We start from the raw sequence: 15357 nt of genomic DNA on the forward strand, positions 1-15357 counted from the left end.
GTTATGAGAACTCAGGATAAGACTGCAAAACTGAAGCCATAAAAACAATAAGAAACATAATTCACGAGAATCAAACTTAAAGGAAACATGAACAGACAAAATGACTATGACTAATGAGATAAATAAGAAGATGACGGTTCAGTCCGGCTTTAAAACAATCGGAAGCCAGCTGTGCACCGCTTTTGCCACTTTTTTTGCGTCCACCGCCATTGGCATGGCCATCCTTGCCATCGGTCGAAAAATATTTCTGGAAACCTTCGGACCTACGGCCATCCAGCAGATATCCGAACTGGAAAAAATTACCTTCATTCAGACATCACTGCTTTTTGATGCCAAATTCTCATCAACCATATTTCTGCCGGTTCTCATATCAGGCATACTGCTTTTCATTCCACGCCTGAAAAAATACTACCCGAAGACCACCTGCATATTCAGCTACGCGGGCATCATGCTGGTATTGGGACTAACCGTTGTACAGCATTACTACTACGACACCTACAAACAGGCCATCAACACCTTTATCTTCTCTCTTTTCAAAGAAGATCCAGGTGCAGTGCTGTTCACCATCATCAAGGATTATCCGGTGCTTCCGGCTCTGTTTCTAATAATTCTGTTTCTTCTGGTTTACTATCCTGTTTTCAAGTACGTCACCGCATTTTTCAACTGGGTATTCAACGGTATTTTCCGGAAACTCGATAAAACCGGAATCGTACTGTTTCTGATCCTTCAGGTTTTTCTAACCGTATTCATTCTAAGAGGTTCCCTCACAACCTTCCCTCTCCGTCAGGACAATCTGAATGTGTCGAGAAATACGATTATAAACATAGCCACAGGTAACGGTCCTGCTCATTTCTACTGGGCATACAAGTGGCACAAGAAGGAAGGACAGAAGCCGTTCGTAAGTGCCCGGGATCTGGTCATGAGTTACCTGAACAACGGCATGGAAACTACCACTGACAATCTTACCGCACCGCTTACCGTAAAAATTCCGGAAAACGAATTTCTGGATAAAAACAAGCCTGACGTGGTTGTTGCCATTATGGAAAGCATGAGTACCCACATGCTGCTTCTTGACAATCCTAGGATTGGAGTTGACGTCTACGGCAGTTTCAGACAGCATGCCGAAAGTGATTTTCTGTTCCTTAACTTTCTGTCTGAAGGCAACGGTACGTCAGATACTCTGATGAGACTCTTTACCGGAGCTCCGGACATGAACCTGTCCACCTCCTCAAACTATGACAAGAAGTTTTTCCTGAACACTGTAAGACCGTTCAGAGAACACGGCTATCACGTAATATTCATCACCAGCGGCCGCAGCTCCTGGAGAAATATCGGCAACTTTCTTACCGCCCAGGGCGTGGATGAAATCATTGACGAAAACGGCATTCGCGAATTATTCCCTGAAGCCACCTCCGGAACATGGGGCATCGATGACGAATACCTGTTCAAAACTGCCTACAGAACACTCACCAGAAAGCACGACAAGCCACTGCTGATATTCATGCTGACCATTACCAACCACCCTCCGTACAGAGTGCCTGATAATGTAACTCCGCAGACGATCCCTCTTCCGAAGGAAATTCTGCAGAGATTCCCGTATGACAATACCGAAACCATCTTTGCGACATTCAGATATGCCAACAATTCGCTCGGCAATTTCATTTCCGAGGTAAAGAATAATCCCCGGATGGCTGAAAAGACCTTTATTGCCGCTACCGGCGACCACAATTTAAGAGGCATCGGCTACAGCAACAGAGTTGACGAGGTTATTCTAGGTCACAGTGTGCCTTTCTATATCTATATGCCGAAGGCTTACCAGAAGGCGACAGGTGTAAGCTATGACTATCACAGATTCGGTTCACACAAGGATGTAATGAGTACCCTTGCAAAACATGCGCTTTCAGGAGGGAAGATGCTGACTACCGGCTGTGACATGCTTAGCGATACCGATATATGCAACTACCCGTTCAGCTATAATGATGAGGTGGGAATCTACAAGAAAAACTCAAGCTATATGATAAGAAACAGTAACTCTGAAGAATACATAGCCTGCTTCATCAGAAATCCTGAAATCAGCTATAAGAACGTTCTGCTGAACACGCCGAGAATTACCGGACTTCAGGCGGATCCTTCAAAATTCAGTAATACGGAAGAACTGTGCAACGATATCGAAAGTTACGATCAGCTGGTTCATGATATCTATCATTACAACATTACTCTGAAGGACAGAGAAATCTCCCGGTAAAAATTATATCTTCATTTCATCTGTATAGTGTAAAGAGCTCCTGCCGGTTAACGGACAGGAGCTCTTTTTGATGGTAATTAACACTAGAACAATATAATTACACCGAAAAGCAGAACAGTAACAAATAAACCATCAACAGCTGAAACAATGTATGCTGCTATTCCAGGCGGCTCTATTGTTACATATTCTCCTTTTGCAAGACGTCTAATCAATAACTCTACTGATATAAAACGCCAGAGGCAGTAAAACTTGAAAAACACCATTACAAATACAAACATAGCGCAGGCAATTAGTATTAATAGTGTCGCATTAAGAGACAGGCCTTGCCATAAAACAGATTTTTCCGTAATACACAGTTCAATGATCAAAGTAAAAAAGCTCATAACCAGCAGAACCCTGAATATTTTTTCAAGACCTTTAACCATTTTAACGTGATGCGGTAAATTAACACTTTCAAAGAGATCTCTGACTTTTTCAGCAACAGGAAAAGAAAACATAATCAGTACTATAAGCAGTACATTGCCTATAACCACGCTAAAACCTGTATTTCTAAAAACAATGGGAAGCAGAATGTATGCACTAATCAGTGATGTTATTTTCGATAAACTATTTAAAACTTCCTGAAACGCAGTATTTACCGACTTACCTCACTCAGGACAAAATTTGACAGGCACACTTATTTCTGAATTACAGAAAGGACAATTCATAAAACACACACTCCTAATCAGGGGAGCAAACAGAAAGTTCTCACCGCGAAAAAATACATGACAAATCGTCACACGACACATAAAAAGCCTCAGAATAACGGATATTCTGAGGCTCTACAGATTATATAAGAAAATTTCTAAAGTTATTTTTTCTTCTGCTTCTTAACCTTGCTTTCTCTTACAACCGCTTCGTCATAAGGAGCAACAGAATCACGAACGATGAGGTCAGGAATAAACTTGAGATCCTCTCTGGTAAATTCAACCACTTCATGAAGATCGAACTTCTTTTCGTAACTCTTGTTTGTTTCCTTTTCCTTGCGTTCTTCATATTCTTCACGCTCTCTTGCATAAAGAACATTCAGAGCAAGCTTTGCCGCTGTCTCACCTACTTCTTCAATCGGATAACGGACGGTGGTAAGTTTCGGCTTGATGTAGTTGGTGATAAGGTTGTTATCAAAACCGATGGCACTCACTTCCTCCGGAACACTGATATTGTTCTCGGTAAGAGCACTGACAGCACCTACTGCCATGGCATCGTTATAAGCAACGAATGCGGTAAATCCGACATCTCTCATCAGCAGAGATTCAATGGCATTGTGACCGCCGTTTTCGTCCGGGAATGCAAGACTTACGAGATCATTGTCGAACTCAATGCCTGCATTGTTCAGGGCACGATGATAACCGTCCATACGGTCTTTGGCATCCTGATTGTTAACTTCATCGGAAGCGATGTACGCAATTCGCTTGTGTCCCTGCTTGATAAGGTGGTTTACGGCTGTTTCCATGCCGGAGCTGATATCAACCCATACGCATCTGTCTTCTAAAGTAGGAACAAGACGGTTAACAAAAACGATAGGAACATCAGAACGGGCAATTTCAATCAGTTCCTGATCACTCAAAGCCTTTGAATGAACGACAAGTGCATCGCAGCGTCTCAGAAGAAGAGCCTCGATACTGTTCTTTTCACGATCATGTTCATGCTTGCCTGACATTACGATAACGAACTTGTTGGCAGGCAGAATCACATTTTCAATACCGCGCATCATCTGGGCAAAGAAAGGACCGCCGCACAGGTCACCTACGAGCACACCTATGCAGTTTGATTTCTTGTTTACCAGAGCCTGAGCGAAGCTGTTAGGCTGAAAGTTGAGATCTTCCATAGCCTTCATTACTGCTTCAACCTTGTCAGGTGAAACTTTTAATGATTTGTTTATAACTCTTGATACTGTTGATATGGACACGTTAGCTAAACGAGAAACATCTTTTATTGTAGCCATACATCACCTAAAAAGTTAACCTTAGAGGTTAACATGCGTACTAATCAAAATTAAAAACCTAAACCCAATTATACTATAATGATTATAGTAGAAAATTAATGAAATGCGACAAATATTGCAGGTAGATCTGAAATATTTCAAAATATCTTGACCGATTGCCTATTTTTTAATATTAAAACAACATAAAATATACAAATGTTACTCTAAAAAGACTTTTTAACTGATAATAACCAGCTTTTTCCGAAAATAATCAGCATATTTTTAATTCATGATATTCCGGCCTAAATAGGTTTTTCACTATCAGTTTTCGTCATCAGATAACGGCCGAATACAAATTCTTCAGCCGTCATGCGAAACAGAAAAAATACTTTGAAAACGGCGGAAAAGTACCGCTAGTAGCAGTTCTCCTTCTCGCTGTCGTAGATGAATACAGGATTCTGTACTCCGAGCAGATGCTGGTACATATAATCGTACAGCACCACCTTCTGTACATAATTTCTTGTTTCATTGAAAGGAATGTTTTCAACGTAGGTTGCCAGATCTCTGCATACACCGTCTGAACTCTGCCATCTTACAGCTCTTCTCGGACCGGCGTTATATCCTGCCGACGTGAAAATTCTGTTTCCGCCGAAATCACTCAGAAGATCCTTGAGATAAGCCGTTCCAAGAACAACATTCACCTCTGGCTTAAGCAGGTCAACAGGTTTGCTGTAGCCCACTCCGTGTTTTCTGCTGACTATTTTGGCAGTTTCAGGCATGATCTGCATCAGTCCCATGGCACCTACCGGTGATTTGGCCTTCGGATTCATCATGCTTTCCTGACGGGTAATACCGTACATGAATGTAAGTGAAACCTTCTGGGCATCAGACTGAGTGCTGTAAATTTCCCTGTATGTTACAGGGAAACGAAGTGAGAGCACGTCCCAGTCTTTCTTGTAAATTGACTCCCACAGGGCCAGGTCATAGTAACCACGTTCCGCCTCGGTCTTTGCAATATATCTGGCATCATCAACGGTAGCCTGATTCATCAGTTCCTTCCATTCAGTTCTCAGCCCTTTTCTGTCACCGAGAAACTCATATTCGGTAAAGCGCAGATATGCCGGATACTTTTCAATAAAACCGGCTCTCTGTCTGATGTTCACTGAAGGAACTGCAACCTCATTGATAACATACGGAGCCCCCACCTTGTCGGCGGCCAGATAACCGTAGAAGCTTCTCACGCCGGCAAGCTCCTTCATTATTGCTCTTGCCTCTTCCTCACGGCCAAGATTTTCAAGAGCAACGGCACGCCAGTATCTGTAGTTATCCTCCTTCAGAGTTTCAGCCGGAAGACGGTTCAGATACTTGTTCAGAGCGATGTAATCACGGTTCCAGATTGCCAGACGGATACGCTGTTTGAACATATCCTCATTTCCGAGTGATGGAAGTTCAGAATCGATGAAATCCATAGGCAGATCGTCTCTTTCAAACAGCAGGGAAATAATTATCGCCTTCTTGATGTCCCTTATATCCTTTTCGGAAGGATGATACTTGCTGATGAAAGACTGGAAATCCTTAAGTGCTCCTCTCGGTTCCACTCTTCCGTATCTTCTGAACACCGCAGTGGCCGCGGTTTTCTGTGTTACCGGAATGGCAGCGTATCCTGCCGGATTGGCATAATACTTACTCATAAGCTTCAGAGGTTCACTGTATGCCTTTGATTTATGAAGCATGCGGGCAGCCGTCTGATAAATTCCCTGTTTGTTGCGGGTCCAGTAAGCCTCATAGACACGTGAATATATGTCGGCCTCTGTCATGGCTCCGGTAGCCACCAGAACCGACGCAAGTCCCATACAGCCGGCGTTCAGAGGTTCTGCATGAGTGAATTTATTCTTAAGAAATGCCACCGCATTGTGTCTGTTGCCGGTCTTATACTGAGCCTTCAGCCACAGACATTTCAAATCCTCGCTCTGAGGAATGGAAGGAGAAACCGACAGAACGCCCTTGTAGTCGGCATTGTTGTCGAATTTCTGAATATAGTAGCTTTTAAGACGAGCTGAAAGAACGTCATGCTGTCCGGAGTTTATGAACTTCCGGATCTGATTCATGTCCGCACCTGGTCTTTTAAGCATCAGATATTCAATATTCACAGCCAGAGGATAATCGGAAAGATCGTTTACGAGAATACTTTCCACTTCAGCGTATTTTCCGGCACTGTATGCGTCAAGGGCATTCAGATATGCTTCACGCTGCTTTTCAAATCTGGTGTAGTCATGAACCTCGGCTTCTGGAATAGGTTCCGATAATAAAACCGGTACATCAAGCTTGGCCGTATCTTCTTCAAATGACGGAGGAATGTCGGCTTTGGCACATGAACTCAAAATGGCGGACTGCACAATGGCAGCTATAACAAAAACGATATTTTTTACGTAATTCTTCTGTTTCAACATATCTCTATAAATCAACCGATTACTTAGGCTAAAGAACAACAAAAAATAAGAGAAGGCGACTGTCAGTCAATCGTACGCATATTAAAAATTCATTAGAATGGAACACATATAAACAGTAACAATAAGACAAATAAATTTAATACTGATTATCATCACCTGTTTTTTGAGGCTGTTCCACTCTGTTTTTTACCTGTTATAAACACCATTAAATTATAACAATTTAAAGCAAAAACCCAAATTTTATTTACAAAAATTTTTGTCTGATCAGAAAAAAAAGGCAAATGGTAAAGCAGGTAATTTCCGGTCATTATTTCAGGTAACACAATTTTGATAAAATACTAAATTTTAAATAACCATATATCAATAAAATATAATTATATCAGTATATGCTTTAATATGATAATTTTTTGACCAAAACAGAAATTTCAGGCAGAAAAAAACAGTCGTAATGTTCCGCCATCAGAAAAAAGAGAGGATTGAAAAACAGTTATGACCAGAGGAATCAAAAAAATGCCGGAATTGAATCCGGCAGAGTATTGGTAAGAATCAGAGATCCAGAGGAACCTGCCAGCATATAGGTTTTTTACCGTGAGCCACCAGATATTCATTGCATTTTAAAAAATGATTACAGCCGAAAAACCCCCTGTAGGCACTCAGCGGACTCGGATGAGCGCTTGTCAGGACAAGATGGCGGTTCTGATCCACGCATCTGCATTTTTTCTGTGCATGCGATCCCCAGAGCATAAATACGGTATGTTCAGTGTATTCATTGATTTTCTCAATTACCACATCGGTAAAGGTATCCCATCCGATGCGTCCATGGCTCTGAGGCTGACCTTCTTCAACGGTAAGGGTATTGTTCAGCATGAACACCCCCTGCCTTGCCCAGCTTTCAAGATAACCGTGTTCCGGAATGGTGAAACTGTCACCGTATTCATTTTTAAGTTCCTGGTAAATGTTGCGAAGAGAGGGAGGAATTTCCACTTCAGGTCTTACCGAAAAGCACAGACCATGTGCCTGATAAGGCCCGTGATACGGATCCTGACCGATAATAACCACCCTTAAATCTTCAAGAGAAGTGTATTTAAAGGCATTAAACACATCCGCTCTCGGAGGATAAACATTAACACCAGAAGCTCTTCGCTGCTCCACATAAGCCAGAATCGACTTAAAATAATCCTTATCCTTTTCCGGACCTAACACATCATGCCAGGAAGTCATAAATAAGCTCCTAAGACCATGCGGGCTCCCCCCCATGGGAATGAGAAAACAAGTATAAAACCGCAGAAAGAATATCATCAATAGGCATATTAAGCAACAAAGAAGGACAGGTGTTTTTTCACGCAGGCAGAAGGCCGTTGAATTATTACCACTGCCTGCCACCATACCGGAGACGTACATTCATTTTAAACGTCTGAGCGTATTATCAGGACAACGTTCCTCCTTGCAAAAAACCCCTGCCATGTATCATTTTTAACCGTTTTGCGTGCTACATCTTATAAAACATAAACAAATAATCTTATAATGAAAAGAATGTATCTGATTTTTTTGTATATGAAATCAATATCATTTTACATATTTAATAAAGAATATATATATACAACATTTGAGAATACAGGCCAGGTCAGTCCACTTAATCACCATCACTCATGACTGAACTCGAGTCTGAAGGTAATAACACAGTCTGCTGACACTCTGCGAATGACGGCCTTTACTTCACTGATTCCGCCCATCGCAGAAAAGGCTGTGACAATCAGAAAGAGAAAACAAAATGGCTACGACAAATAGTAACGACATCAACATTTCTCCAAGTCTCTATTACAGACTCAGGGATGAAAAGCTTCTTAATCCCAAAGAGGAACAGAAGCTGGCGGAAATAATCAAAGACAGCAACCGCAATATATGCAGTTTCATAGCTGAAGCCATTTTTATCGTTAAATTCATTCTGGACAAATACGATGCCATGCTGGCGGCAAGTGACAGGAACGATAAGGAAGACGGAAAGATTCTTATCGAAAAACTTATTATCGGATTTACCGAAACAGATGCCAGAGTCTCCGTAAAAAAGAGTGAAAATAAATATGACGAAACCGGCGATTCAGCAGAGATAGTGATTCCTGGTAATGAACTGCAGGAAACAGCTCCAAGAAAATTCGCCGAGCTCAGAGAACTTTACGGCAAAACCGTCAAATCAATAAAAACAAAAGGAAAACAGGACGAGAGCACCATAAATCTGCAGAAGCAGCTCCGTGATCTTATCAGCACCTTTATTTTTACCCCATCCCTGTTCAACGAGATTATCGCTCATATCAATCTGCAGTTTTCACGTGTGCTTGAAATCTGTCACTGCTTCAGAGAGATACTTATCGATAAACTGAAAACAGGCACCAGAAACTTCAAATCCATGAATCTCAACAGAAATCTCAAGAACGTTTCCGTACCGAAAGAGACACTGTACTGGATTGAATCCATGGACGACCTTCCGGGCAAGACCTTAAGCAGACTCGAAAAATTTCCGGAAATGGCCCGTGCCGTGAAAAACTCCCTGCACAAACTCAAGCAGCTGGAAAGATTTACTTTTCATGATATTGCGGACATCATCAATATCTACAACAACATCAAAAAGGAATTCTCCAGAGGTATTGAAGCCAGAAACATCATGATTCAGGCCAACATCAGACTGGTAATGTATGAAGCCAGAAAATTCAACAAGGATGATGAAACATTCAATGACCTGACCCAGTATGGCATTTTAGGTCTTATCAGAGCCATAGAAAAGTTTGACTACACCATGGGATTCAAACTTTCCACATATGCAACCTGCTGGATTAAGCAGTATATGAACAGAGCCCTGAACAATGATTTCAAGTCCATCAGGCTTCCTGCAAACAAAGAGGAGAAGCTGAAAAAAATCAAACGTTTCAGCGTGGATTTCTACAAGAAAAACGGCCGGGATCCGAAAAATACGGAAATAGCCGAAGCTCTGAATATTTCTGCAAATGAAGTATCCAAACTCAAATTCTATGCCGTTCCCACCATATCACTGAACGAATCCGTAAACCATGAAAATAACGGTGATGAACTGTACATAGAGAATGTATATCATGTTGATGATCAGGAAACGCCTGAAGACAGCGTGGAAACACAGAACATGAACGAAAGCATCAGCAATGCTCTGGAAATTCTGCCTGCGCAGGAAAGAGACGTTCTGCGAAGACGTTTCGGCATTGGCAAGTTTGATCCGCAGACACTAGATGAAATCGCCAAACTGTACGGAGTCAAAGCTGAAAGAATCCGTCAGATTGAGGAACAGGCTCTGAGACGTCTGAAAACCAATTCCAGATTTGAATTTCTCCGCGACTGGATAGGAAGCATAAAATAATTCTTTAAGTAATTGTGAATTCGTAAAACATGAATACTGCTGAAGAAATCTTTCGTAAAAAAAAGATGTGCCGTCATCTTCTTGAGAAATTCGGATTTATCATAAATGACAATACCTACATCTACTCACGCCTGTTTTTAAACGACAGATTCAGAGCAGTCGTGCAAATAACCACAGACGGAAAAATATCCGCCTCGGTGATTGATACTGACACTAATGAAGAATATCTTCCTCTTAACGTACCATCATATACCGGCAGGTTTATCGCAGAAGTTCGCAACGATTTTTCCAACATTCTGAAACAGATAGCGGACAAATGCTTTTTAAACGAGTACTTCATATTCGAGCAGACCAATCGAATAAGCAGACTTATTACCGACAGATATGGCGAGAAGCCAGATTTTCCTTTCAAAAGATCTCCAGACTGCGGTGTATTCAGATATGCCGAAAACCGTAAATGGTATGCAATTATCATGAATGTCAGAAGAGACAGACTGAATTCAATCTCAAATAATTTATGCGCAGTCGATTCGCTAAAACATTCACGTTCAACTCCTGTCAGCGATGAAATCATTGAAATAATCAACCTCAAGATTCCAGAAAAGGATATTGCCGTTTTACAAAAGATCCACGGAATTTATCCGGCATATCACATGAATAAAAAAAACTGGATAACGATATCCCTGGACGGAACGGTACCTGACGATCAGATAATGACACTTGCCGACCGCAGCCGCTCGATAATCGTTTCCGGTCATTAACATTCAGAAAGCAGTATATGATTCAGATATAAAAGAACTGAAGCTGCCAGCTGTGACTGCTCGAATACATGCATTTACAGAACTGTTATGAAACGACTTTTGTCAAGCAGTAATTTAGGCAAGACATTTTCCTCAGTGTAAGCACGGCATTGGCCACTCTGTTATACGGGGATTGGTTACCTCAGGTCAATGGTTCGCCGCGAATTCTATTGGTCTTTCATCGAGGATCACTGTTTACAGTGCCATCTGTTCTGCGGTTCGGAAACGATTGAAATCACCAACCTCGGAAATAAATGACATGGCAGTATTGGTTTGTATACCTTTGATGCATACCAGTTTCTTCACTTTGTCGGCATACCGTTCATTTGAGGCGAAATCCTCTATTCTGACATCAAAAGCTTCAATTTTGCTTTTAAGCGCTTCGTATGTTGCAAGGTATTCATTTATGATTTCTTGCTGCTTAAATGTGCACTCCAGGCGCTTTATCCATTGAATATGGGCAAGTGTCCATTTGGATTTGTCATACTGAAATCCGTGTCTTAAACAAAATGCATTCAATCGCTGCTTTATCTGTTTTAGAGCTGTCTGATGATCATCACGCATTCTGAGGTAATCCCTCACATCCTCGTCTTCAATATCGGGAATATTGACAGCTTTATAGGCTCCGCTTGCCAGACATCTGGCAATATCCAAAGCATCCCTGAAGTCATTCTTCTGCTTCTTTCCGCCTTTCTGTACAGCCATTGTACTTGGAGCCAGAATCATACAGTTGATGCCTGATTTGGTTAATTCTCTGTAAGGAACATAACCGAGACATCCTGCTTCATATCCGCAGACAATATCGATGTCCTTTCTTTGTGATTTCAGATTACAAATATACTTTTCGGTGTTTTTTATTAAGTCTTCTTTAAACTGCACCTGACCGAATATCTTATCCTCGGTCATGCCGTAACCAGGTTCAAAAGAGCACAAAGTAAAGTTAGAAGAGTGGACATCCATTCCAATATATATTATCTTATTCATAACGACCTTCATTCAATGTATGTATTAAATTCATTCAATGTATGCGGTAAATCCGTTTCTGTTTGTTTAACATCTACAGTCTACACGGTAAATCCACGATTTGCATTCATTCGTGGAGGTCGTTTCATATTGTCTTTTCTATTTGTGGAATAATATTTTCCATGAATCTGAGATGGTTATTGTAACAGTTACAATATTCTTCTCTTTGATTTAGTTTCCATAGAAATGATTGACGGATAAGCATAGGAATAAAAACAGCCTGAAGGACTATAACCTTCAGGCTGTTTGCATAAGATTTAAGAATATCTCTTTACGGTGCTTCAGGAAAATGAGAACAAAGCCGGATTATCCTTCAGCGCGATAGAATTATTCCCATTCAATAGTTGCAGGAGGCTTACCTGACACGTCATAAACCACGCGGCTGATACCGTTGATTTCGTTGATGATACGATTTGATACGCGACCTAACAGATCATACGGAAGTTCTGCCCAGTGAGCAGTCATGAAGTCGATGGTCTGTACGGCACGCAGAGACACCACGTAATCATAACGACGACCGTCCCCCATAACACCTACTGACTTCACAGGGAGGAACACTACGAATGCCTGAGATACCTTGTGATACCATTCAGCCTTGTAGAGTTCTTCGATAAAGATTGCATCGGCACGACGTAAAAGATCACAGTATTCCTTCTTAACTTCACCCAGTACGCGAACACCGAGACCAGGGCCAGGGAACGGATGACGGTAAAGCATTTCATAAGGAAGACCTAAAGCAAGACCAATCTTTCTTACTTCATCCTTGAACAGTTCTCTTAAAGGTTCAACCAGACTGAACTTGAGATCAGGTGGCAGACCGCCAACGTTGTGGTGAGACTTGATTACCTGAGCCTTACCGGTCTTGGCTGCTGCTGATTCGATTACGTCAGGATAGATTGTACCCTGAGCAAGGAAGGTTACGTCAGTAAGCTTTCTTGCTTCATCAGCGAATACGTCGATAAATGCCTTGCCGATGGCCTTACGCTTGGCTTCAGGATCACTTACGCCCTTAAGTACGGAAAGGAAGCGGTCTTCTGCATCAACATAAACGATGTTGAGACCGAACTTATCGCCGAACATTTCCTTAACCTGAGCACCTTCGTTGAGACGTAACAGACCATTGTCAACAAATACGCAGGTAAGCTTGTCACCGATGGCGCGATGCAGAAGAAGTGCGGTTACGGAAGAGTCTACACCGCCTGAAAGGCCGAGCATAACCTTGTTGTCACCGACTGTGGCTCTGATTCTGGCGATGGCATCTTCGATAATTGCTTCAGGAGACCATAAACAGTTAAGCTTACAGATCTTCTTAACAAAATTTTCCAGCATTACGGCACCGCTCTTGGTATGGGTAACTTCAGGATGGAACTGAACGCCGTAGAAATTACGCTTTGGATCATAGATGGCTGCATAAGGACAGCTTGGAGTTGAAGCTGAAACTTCAAAACCGGCTGGAATTGAGTCAACCTTGTCACCATGGCTCATCCATACTTCAAGCTGCTTTCTGCCGTTTTCAGTCTTGTCGCAGATACCGTCAAACAGAGGATTGTTGTCATTTAAGAGATCAACTGCCGCATAACCGTATTCACGAAGATTTGAACACTTTACGCTGCCGCCGAGCTGAGCTGACATGGTCTGAAGACCATAGCAGATACCGAGAACAGGAACACCGGCTTCGAATACGTATTCAGGAGCTCTTGGAGAACCTTCATCGTTAACTGAGCATGGACCGCCTGAAAGAATGATACCGTTAGGATTGAATTCCTTAATCTGTTCCGCGGTAACATCGTTAGCCCATAACTCACAGTAAACACCGATTTCACGTACACGACGGGCAATCAGCTGAGTAACCTGGGAACCAAAATCCAAAATCAGGATTTTTTCATTGTGGATATTTTTTTCCATAATAAATAAATTTCCTAAATAAAAAGCCGGACTGAGCAGTCCGGTCCGGCCTTACGTTGTTACAAATTAAATTCTGTAGTTAGGTGCTTCCTTGGTGATGGTAACATCATGAACATGAGATTCCTTGATGCCTGCACCGGTAATACGTACGAACTTGGCCTTGGTACGCATATCATCGATGGTTGCGCAGCCGGTAAGACCCATTGCTGAACGGAGACCGCCCATCTGCTGATGAATGATGTGCTTTAAAAGTCCCTTGTATGGTACACGGGCTTCAATTCCTTCAGGAACAAGCTTGTCTGCAGCATTGTCAGACTGGAAGTATCTGTCGGCACTGCCCTTTGACATTGCACCGAGAGAACCCATACCGCGGTATGACTTGAATGATCTGCCGCCGAACAGTTCAACTTCACCAGGAGCTTCTTCAGTACCGGCGAACATAGAACCAACCATTACGAGGTTTGCACCTGCAGCAATGGCCTTGGCAATATCACCTGAGAATCTGATACCGCCGTCAGCGATAACCTTGATGTCAGTACCCTTAAGAGCTTCAACAGCATTTGAAACAGCGGTAATCTGAGGTACACCGCAACCGGTTACGATACGGGTGGTACAGATAGAACCAGGACCGATACCAACCTTAACAGTGCTTGCACCGGCTTCAGCAACAGCAATTGCGCCTTCTGCGGTAGCAACGTTACCGGCAACAATATCAATATGAGGATAAGCTTCACGGGTAGCCTTGATACGATCAAGAACGCCCTGAGAATGACCGTGTGATGAATCAATCAGCAGAACGTCAACACCGGCTTCAACCAGAGCCTTAACACGTTCTTCGTTACCTGCACCTGCACCTACGGCAGCACCGCAGCGTAAACGGCCTAATGAATCCTTACATGCGTTAGGCTTGCTTTCAGCCTTCTGGAAGTCCTTAACGGTAATCATGCCCTTTAACTTGAAGTTTGCATCGGTTACCAGAACCTTTTCAATGCGGTTCTTCTGCATTAAAGACTGAACTACTTCTCTTGATTCGTTTTCATGACAGGTAACAAGACGATCCTTTGGAGTCATGATTTCGTAAACCTTCTTGCTGAGGTCGGTTACGAATCTTACGTCACGACCGGTGATGAGACCTAAAAGGTCGCCTTCGTCGTCAACAACAGGATAGCCTGCAAAACCGTTCTTATGGGTTAATGCCACGATTTCAGCCAGAGTGGTTTCAGGATGAACTGTGATAGGATCAACAACCACACCGCTTTCAAACTTCTTTACACGGCGAACTTCATCAGCCTGCTTTTCAATGGACATGTTCTTATGAATGAAACCGAGACCGCCTTCCTGAGCAAGAGCAATAGCGAGATTTGACTCGGTAACGGTATCCATTGCTGCGGAAACCATAGGAATGTTGAGAGTGATATTGGCGGTTAACTTGGTACGTAAGTCTGCAGTATTAGGCAGGACGGTTGAATGAGATGGAACTAAGAGAACATCATCGAATGTTAATGCTTCTTCTACGATTCTAAGCATGTGGCAAAACCTCACATCAATTAAATTAATGGGTAATTTTGCGTTGATATTATAGGCATTTA

General features: G+C 42.3%; 10 protein-coding genes. 3 read left to right on the top strand and 7 right to left on the bottom strand.

The features are described from left to right. Positions 1-100: 100 nt before the first annotated feature. Positions 101-2245 carry an LTA synthase family protein gene (locus BMY80_RS00155; RefSeq protein ID WP_093139796.1) on the top strand — a complete coding sequence of 715 codons (2145 nt, stop codon included), beginning with the start codon at positions 101-103 and terminating at the stop codon, positions 2243-2245. 83 nt (positions 2246-2328) lie between these two features. Here BMY80_RS00155 and BMY80_RS00160 read toward each other — a convergent pair whose 3' ends face one another. The 4 genes from BMY80_RS00160 to ung form a co-directional block, all read right to left on the bottom strand. Beyond that, a complete protein-coding gene (locus BMY80_RS00160) occupies positions 2329-2778 on the bottom strand; it encodes a hypothetical protein (protein ID WP_093139798.1) in 450 nt (149 codons plus the stop codon). Between the two features lie 317 nt (positions 2779-3095). Continuing rightward, positions 3096-4229, bottom strand: coding sequence for a LacI family DNA-binding transcriptional regulator (locus BMY80_RS00165; RefSeq protein ID WP_093139801.1), 1134 nt, complete (start codon positions 4227-4229; stop codon positions 3096-3098). Between the two features lie 392 nt (positions 4230-4621). Next, positions 4622-6658, bottom strand: coding sequence for a transglycosylase SLT domain-containing protein (locus BMY80_RS00170; RefSeq protein ID WP_093139804.1), 2037 nt, complete (start codon positions 6656-6658; stop codon positions 4622-4624). Between the two features lie 546 nt (positions 6659-7204). Then, positions 7205-7915: a uracil-DNA glycosylase gene (gene ung / locus BMY80_RS00175; RefSeq protein WP_255326988.1), complete on the bottom strand. Its 711-nt coding sequence runs from the start codon at positions 7913-7915 to the stop codon at positions 7205-7207. Between the two features lie 514 nt (positions 7916-8429). On the opposite strand from ung, the gene BMY80_RS00180 reads away from it, so the two are divergent. Continuing rightward, the gene (locus tag BMY80_RS00180) at positions 8430-10040 is read left to right on the top strand and encodes a sigma-70 family RNA polymerase sigma factor (RefSeq protein WP_093139806.1); all 1611 of its coding nucleotides are present in this window, start codon (positions 8430-8432) and stop codon (positions 10038-10040) included. Between the two features lie 29 nt (positions 10041-10069). Next, a complete protein-coding gene (locus BMY80_RS00185) occupies positions 10070-10801 on the top strand; it encodes an MmcQ/YjbR family DNA-binding protein (protein WP_093139809.1) in 732 nt (243 codons plus the stop codon). Between the two features lie 234 nt (positions 10802-11035). On the opposite strand, the gene BMY80_RS00190 is transcribed toward BMY80_RS00185, so the two are convergent. The 3 genes from BMY80_RS00190 to guaB form a co-directional block, all read right to left on the bottom strand. After that, entirely contained in the window at positions 11036-11824 is a 789-nt protein-coding gene (locus BMY80_RS00190) for an IS110 family transposase (protein WP_177178447.1), read from the bottom strand. A gap of 366 nt (positions 11825-12190) precedes the next feature. Next, positions 12191-13768, bottom strand: coding sequence for a glutamine-hydrolyzing GMP synthase (gene guaA / locus BMY80_RS00195; RefSeq protein WP_031579020.1), 1578 nt, complete (start codon positions 13766-13768; stop codon positions 12191-12193). 66 nt (positions 13769-13834) lie between these two features. Beyond that, positions 13835-15295: an IMP dehydrogenase gene (gene guaB, locus BMY80_RS00200; RefSeq protein ID WP_093139814.1), complete on the bottom strand. Its 1461-nt coding sequence runs from the start codon at positions 15293-15295 to the stop codon at positions 13835-13837. Positions 15296-15357: the final 62 nt, after the last annotated feature.

The organism is Ruminobacter amylophilus (assembly GCF_900115655.1).
GTDB lineage: Bacteria > Pseudomonadota > Gammaproteobacteria > Enterobacterales > Succinivibrionaceae > Ruminobacter > Ruminobacter amylophilus.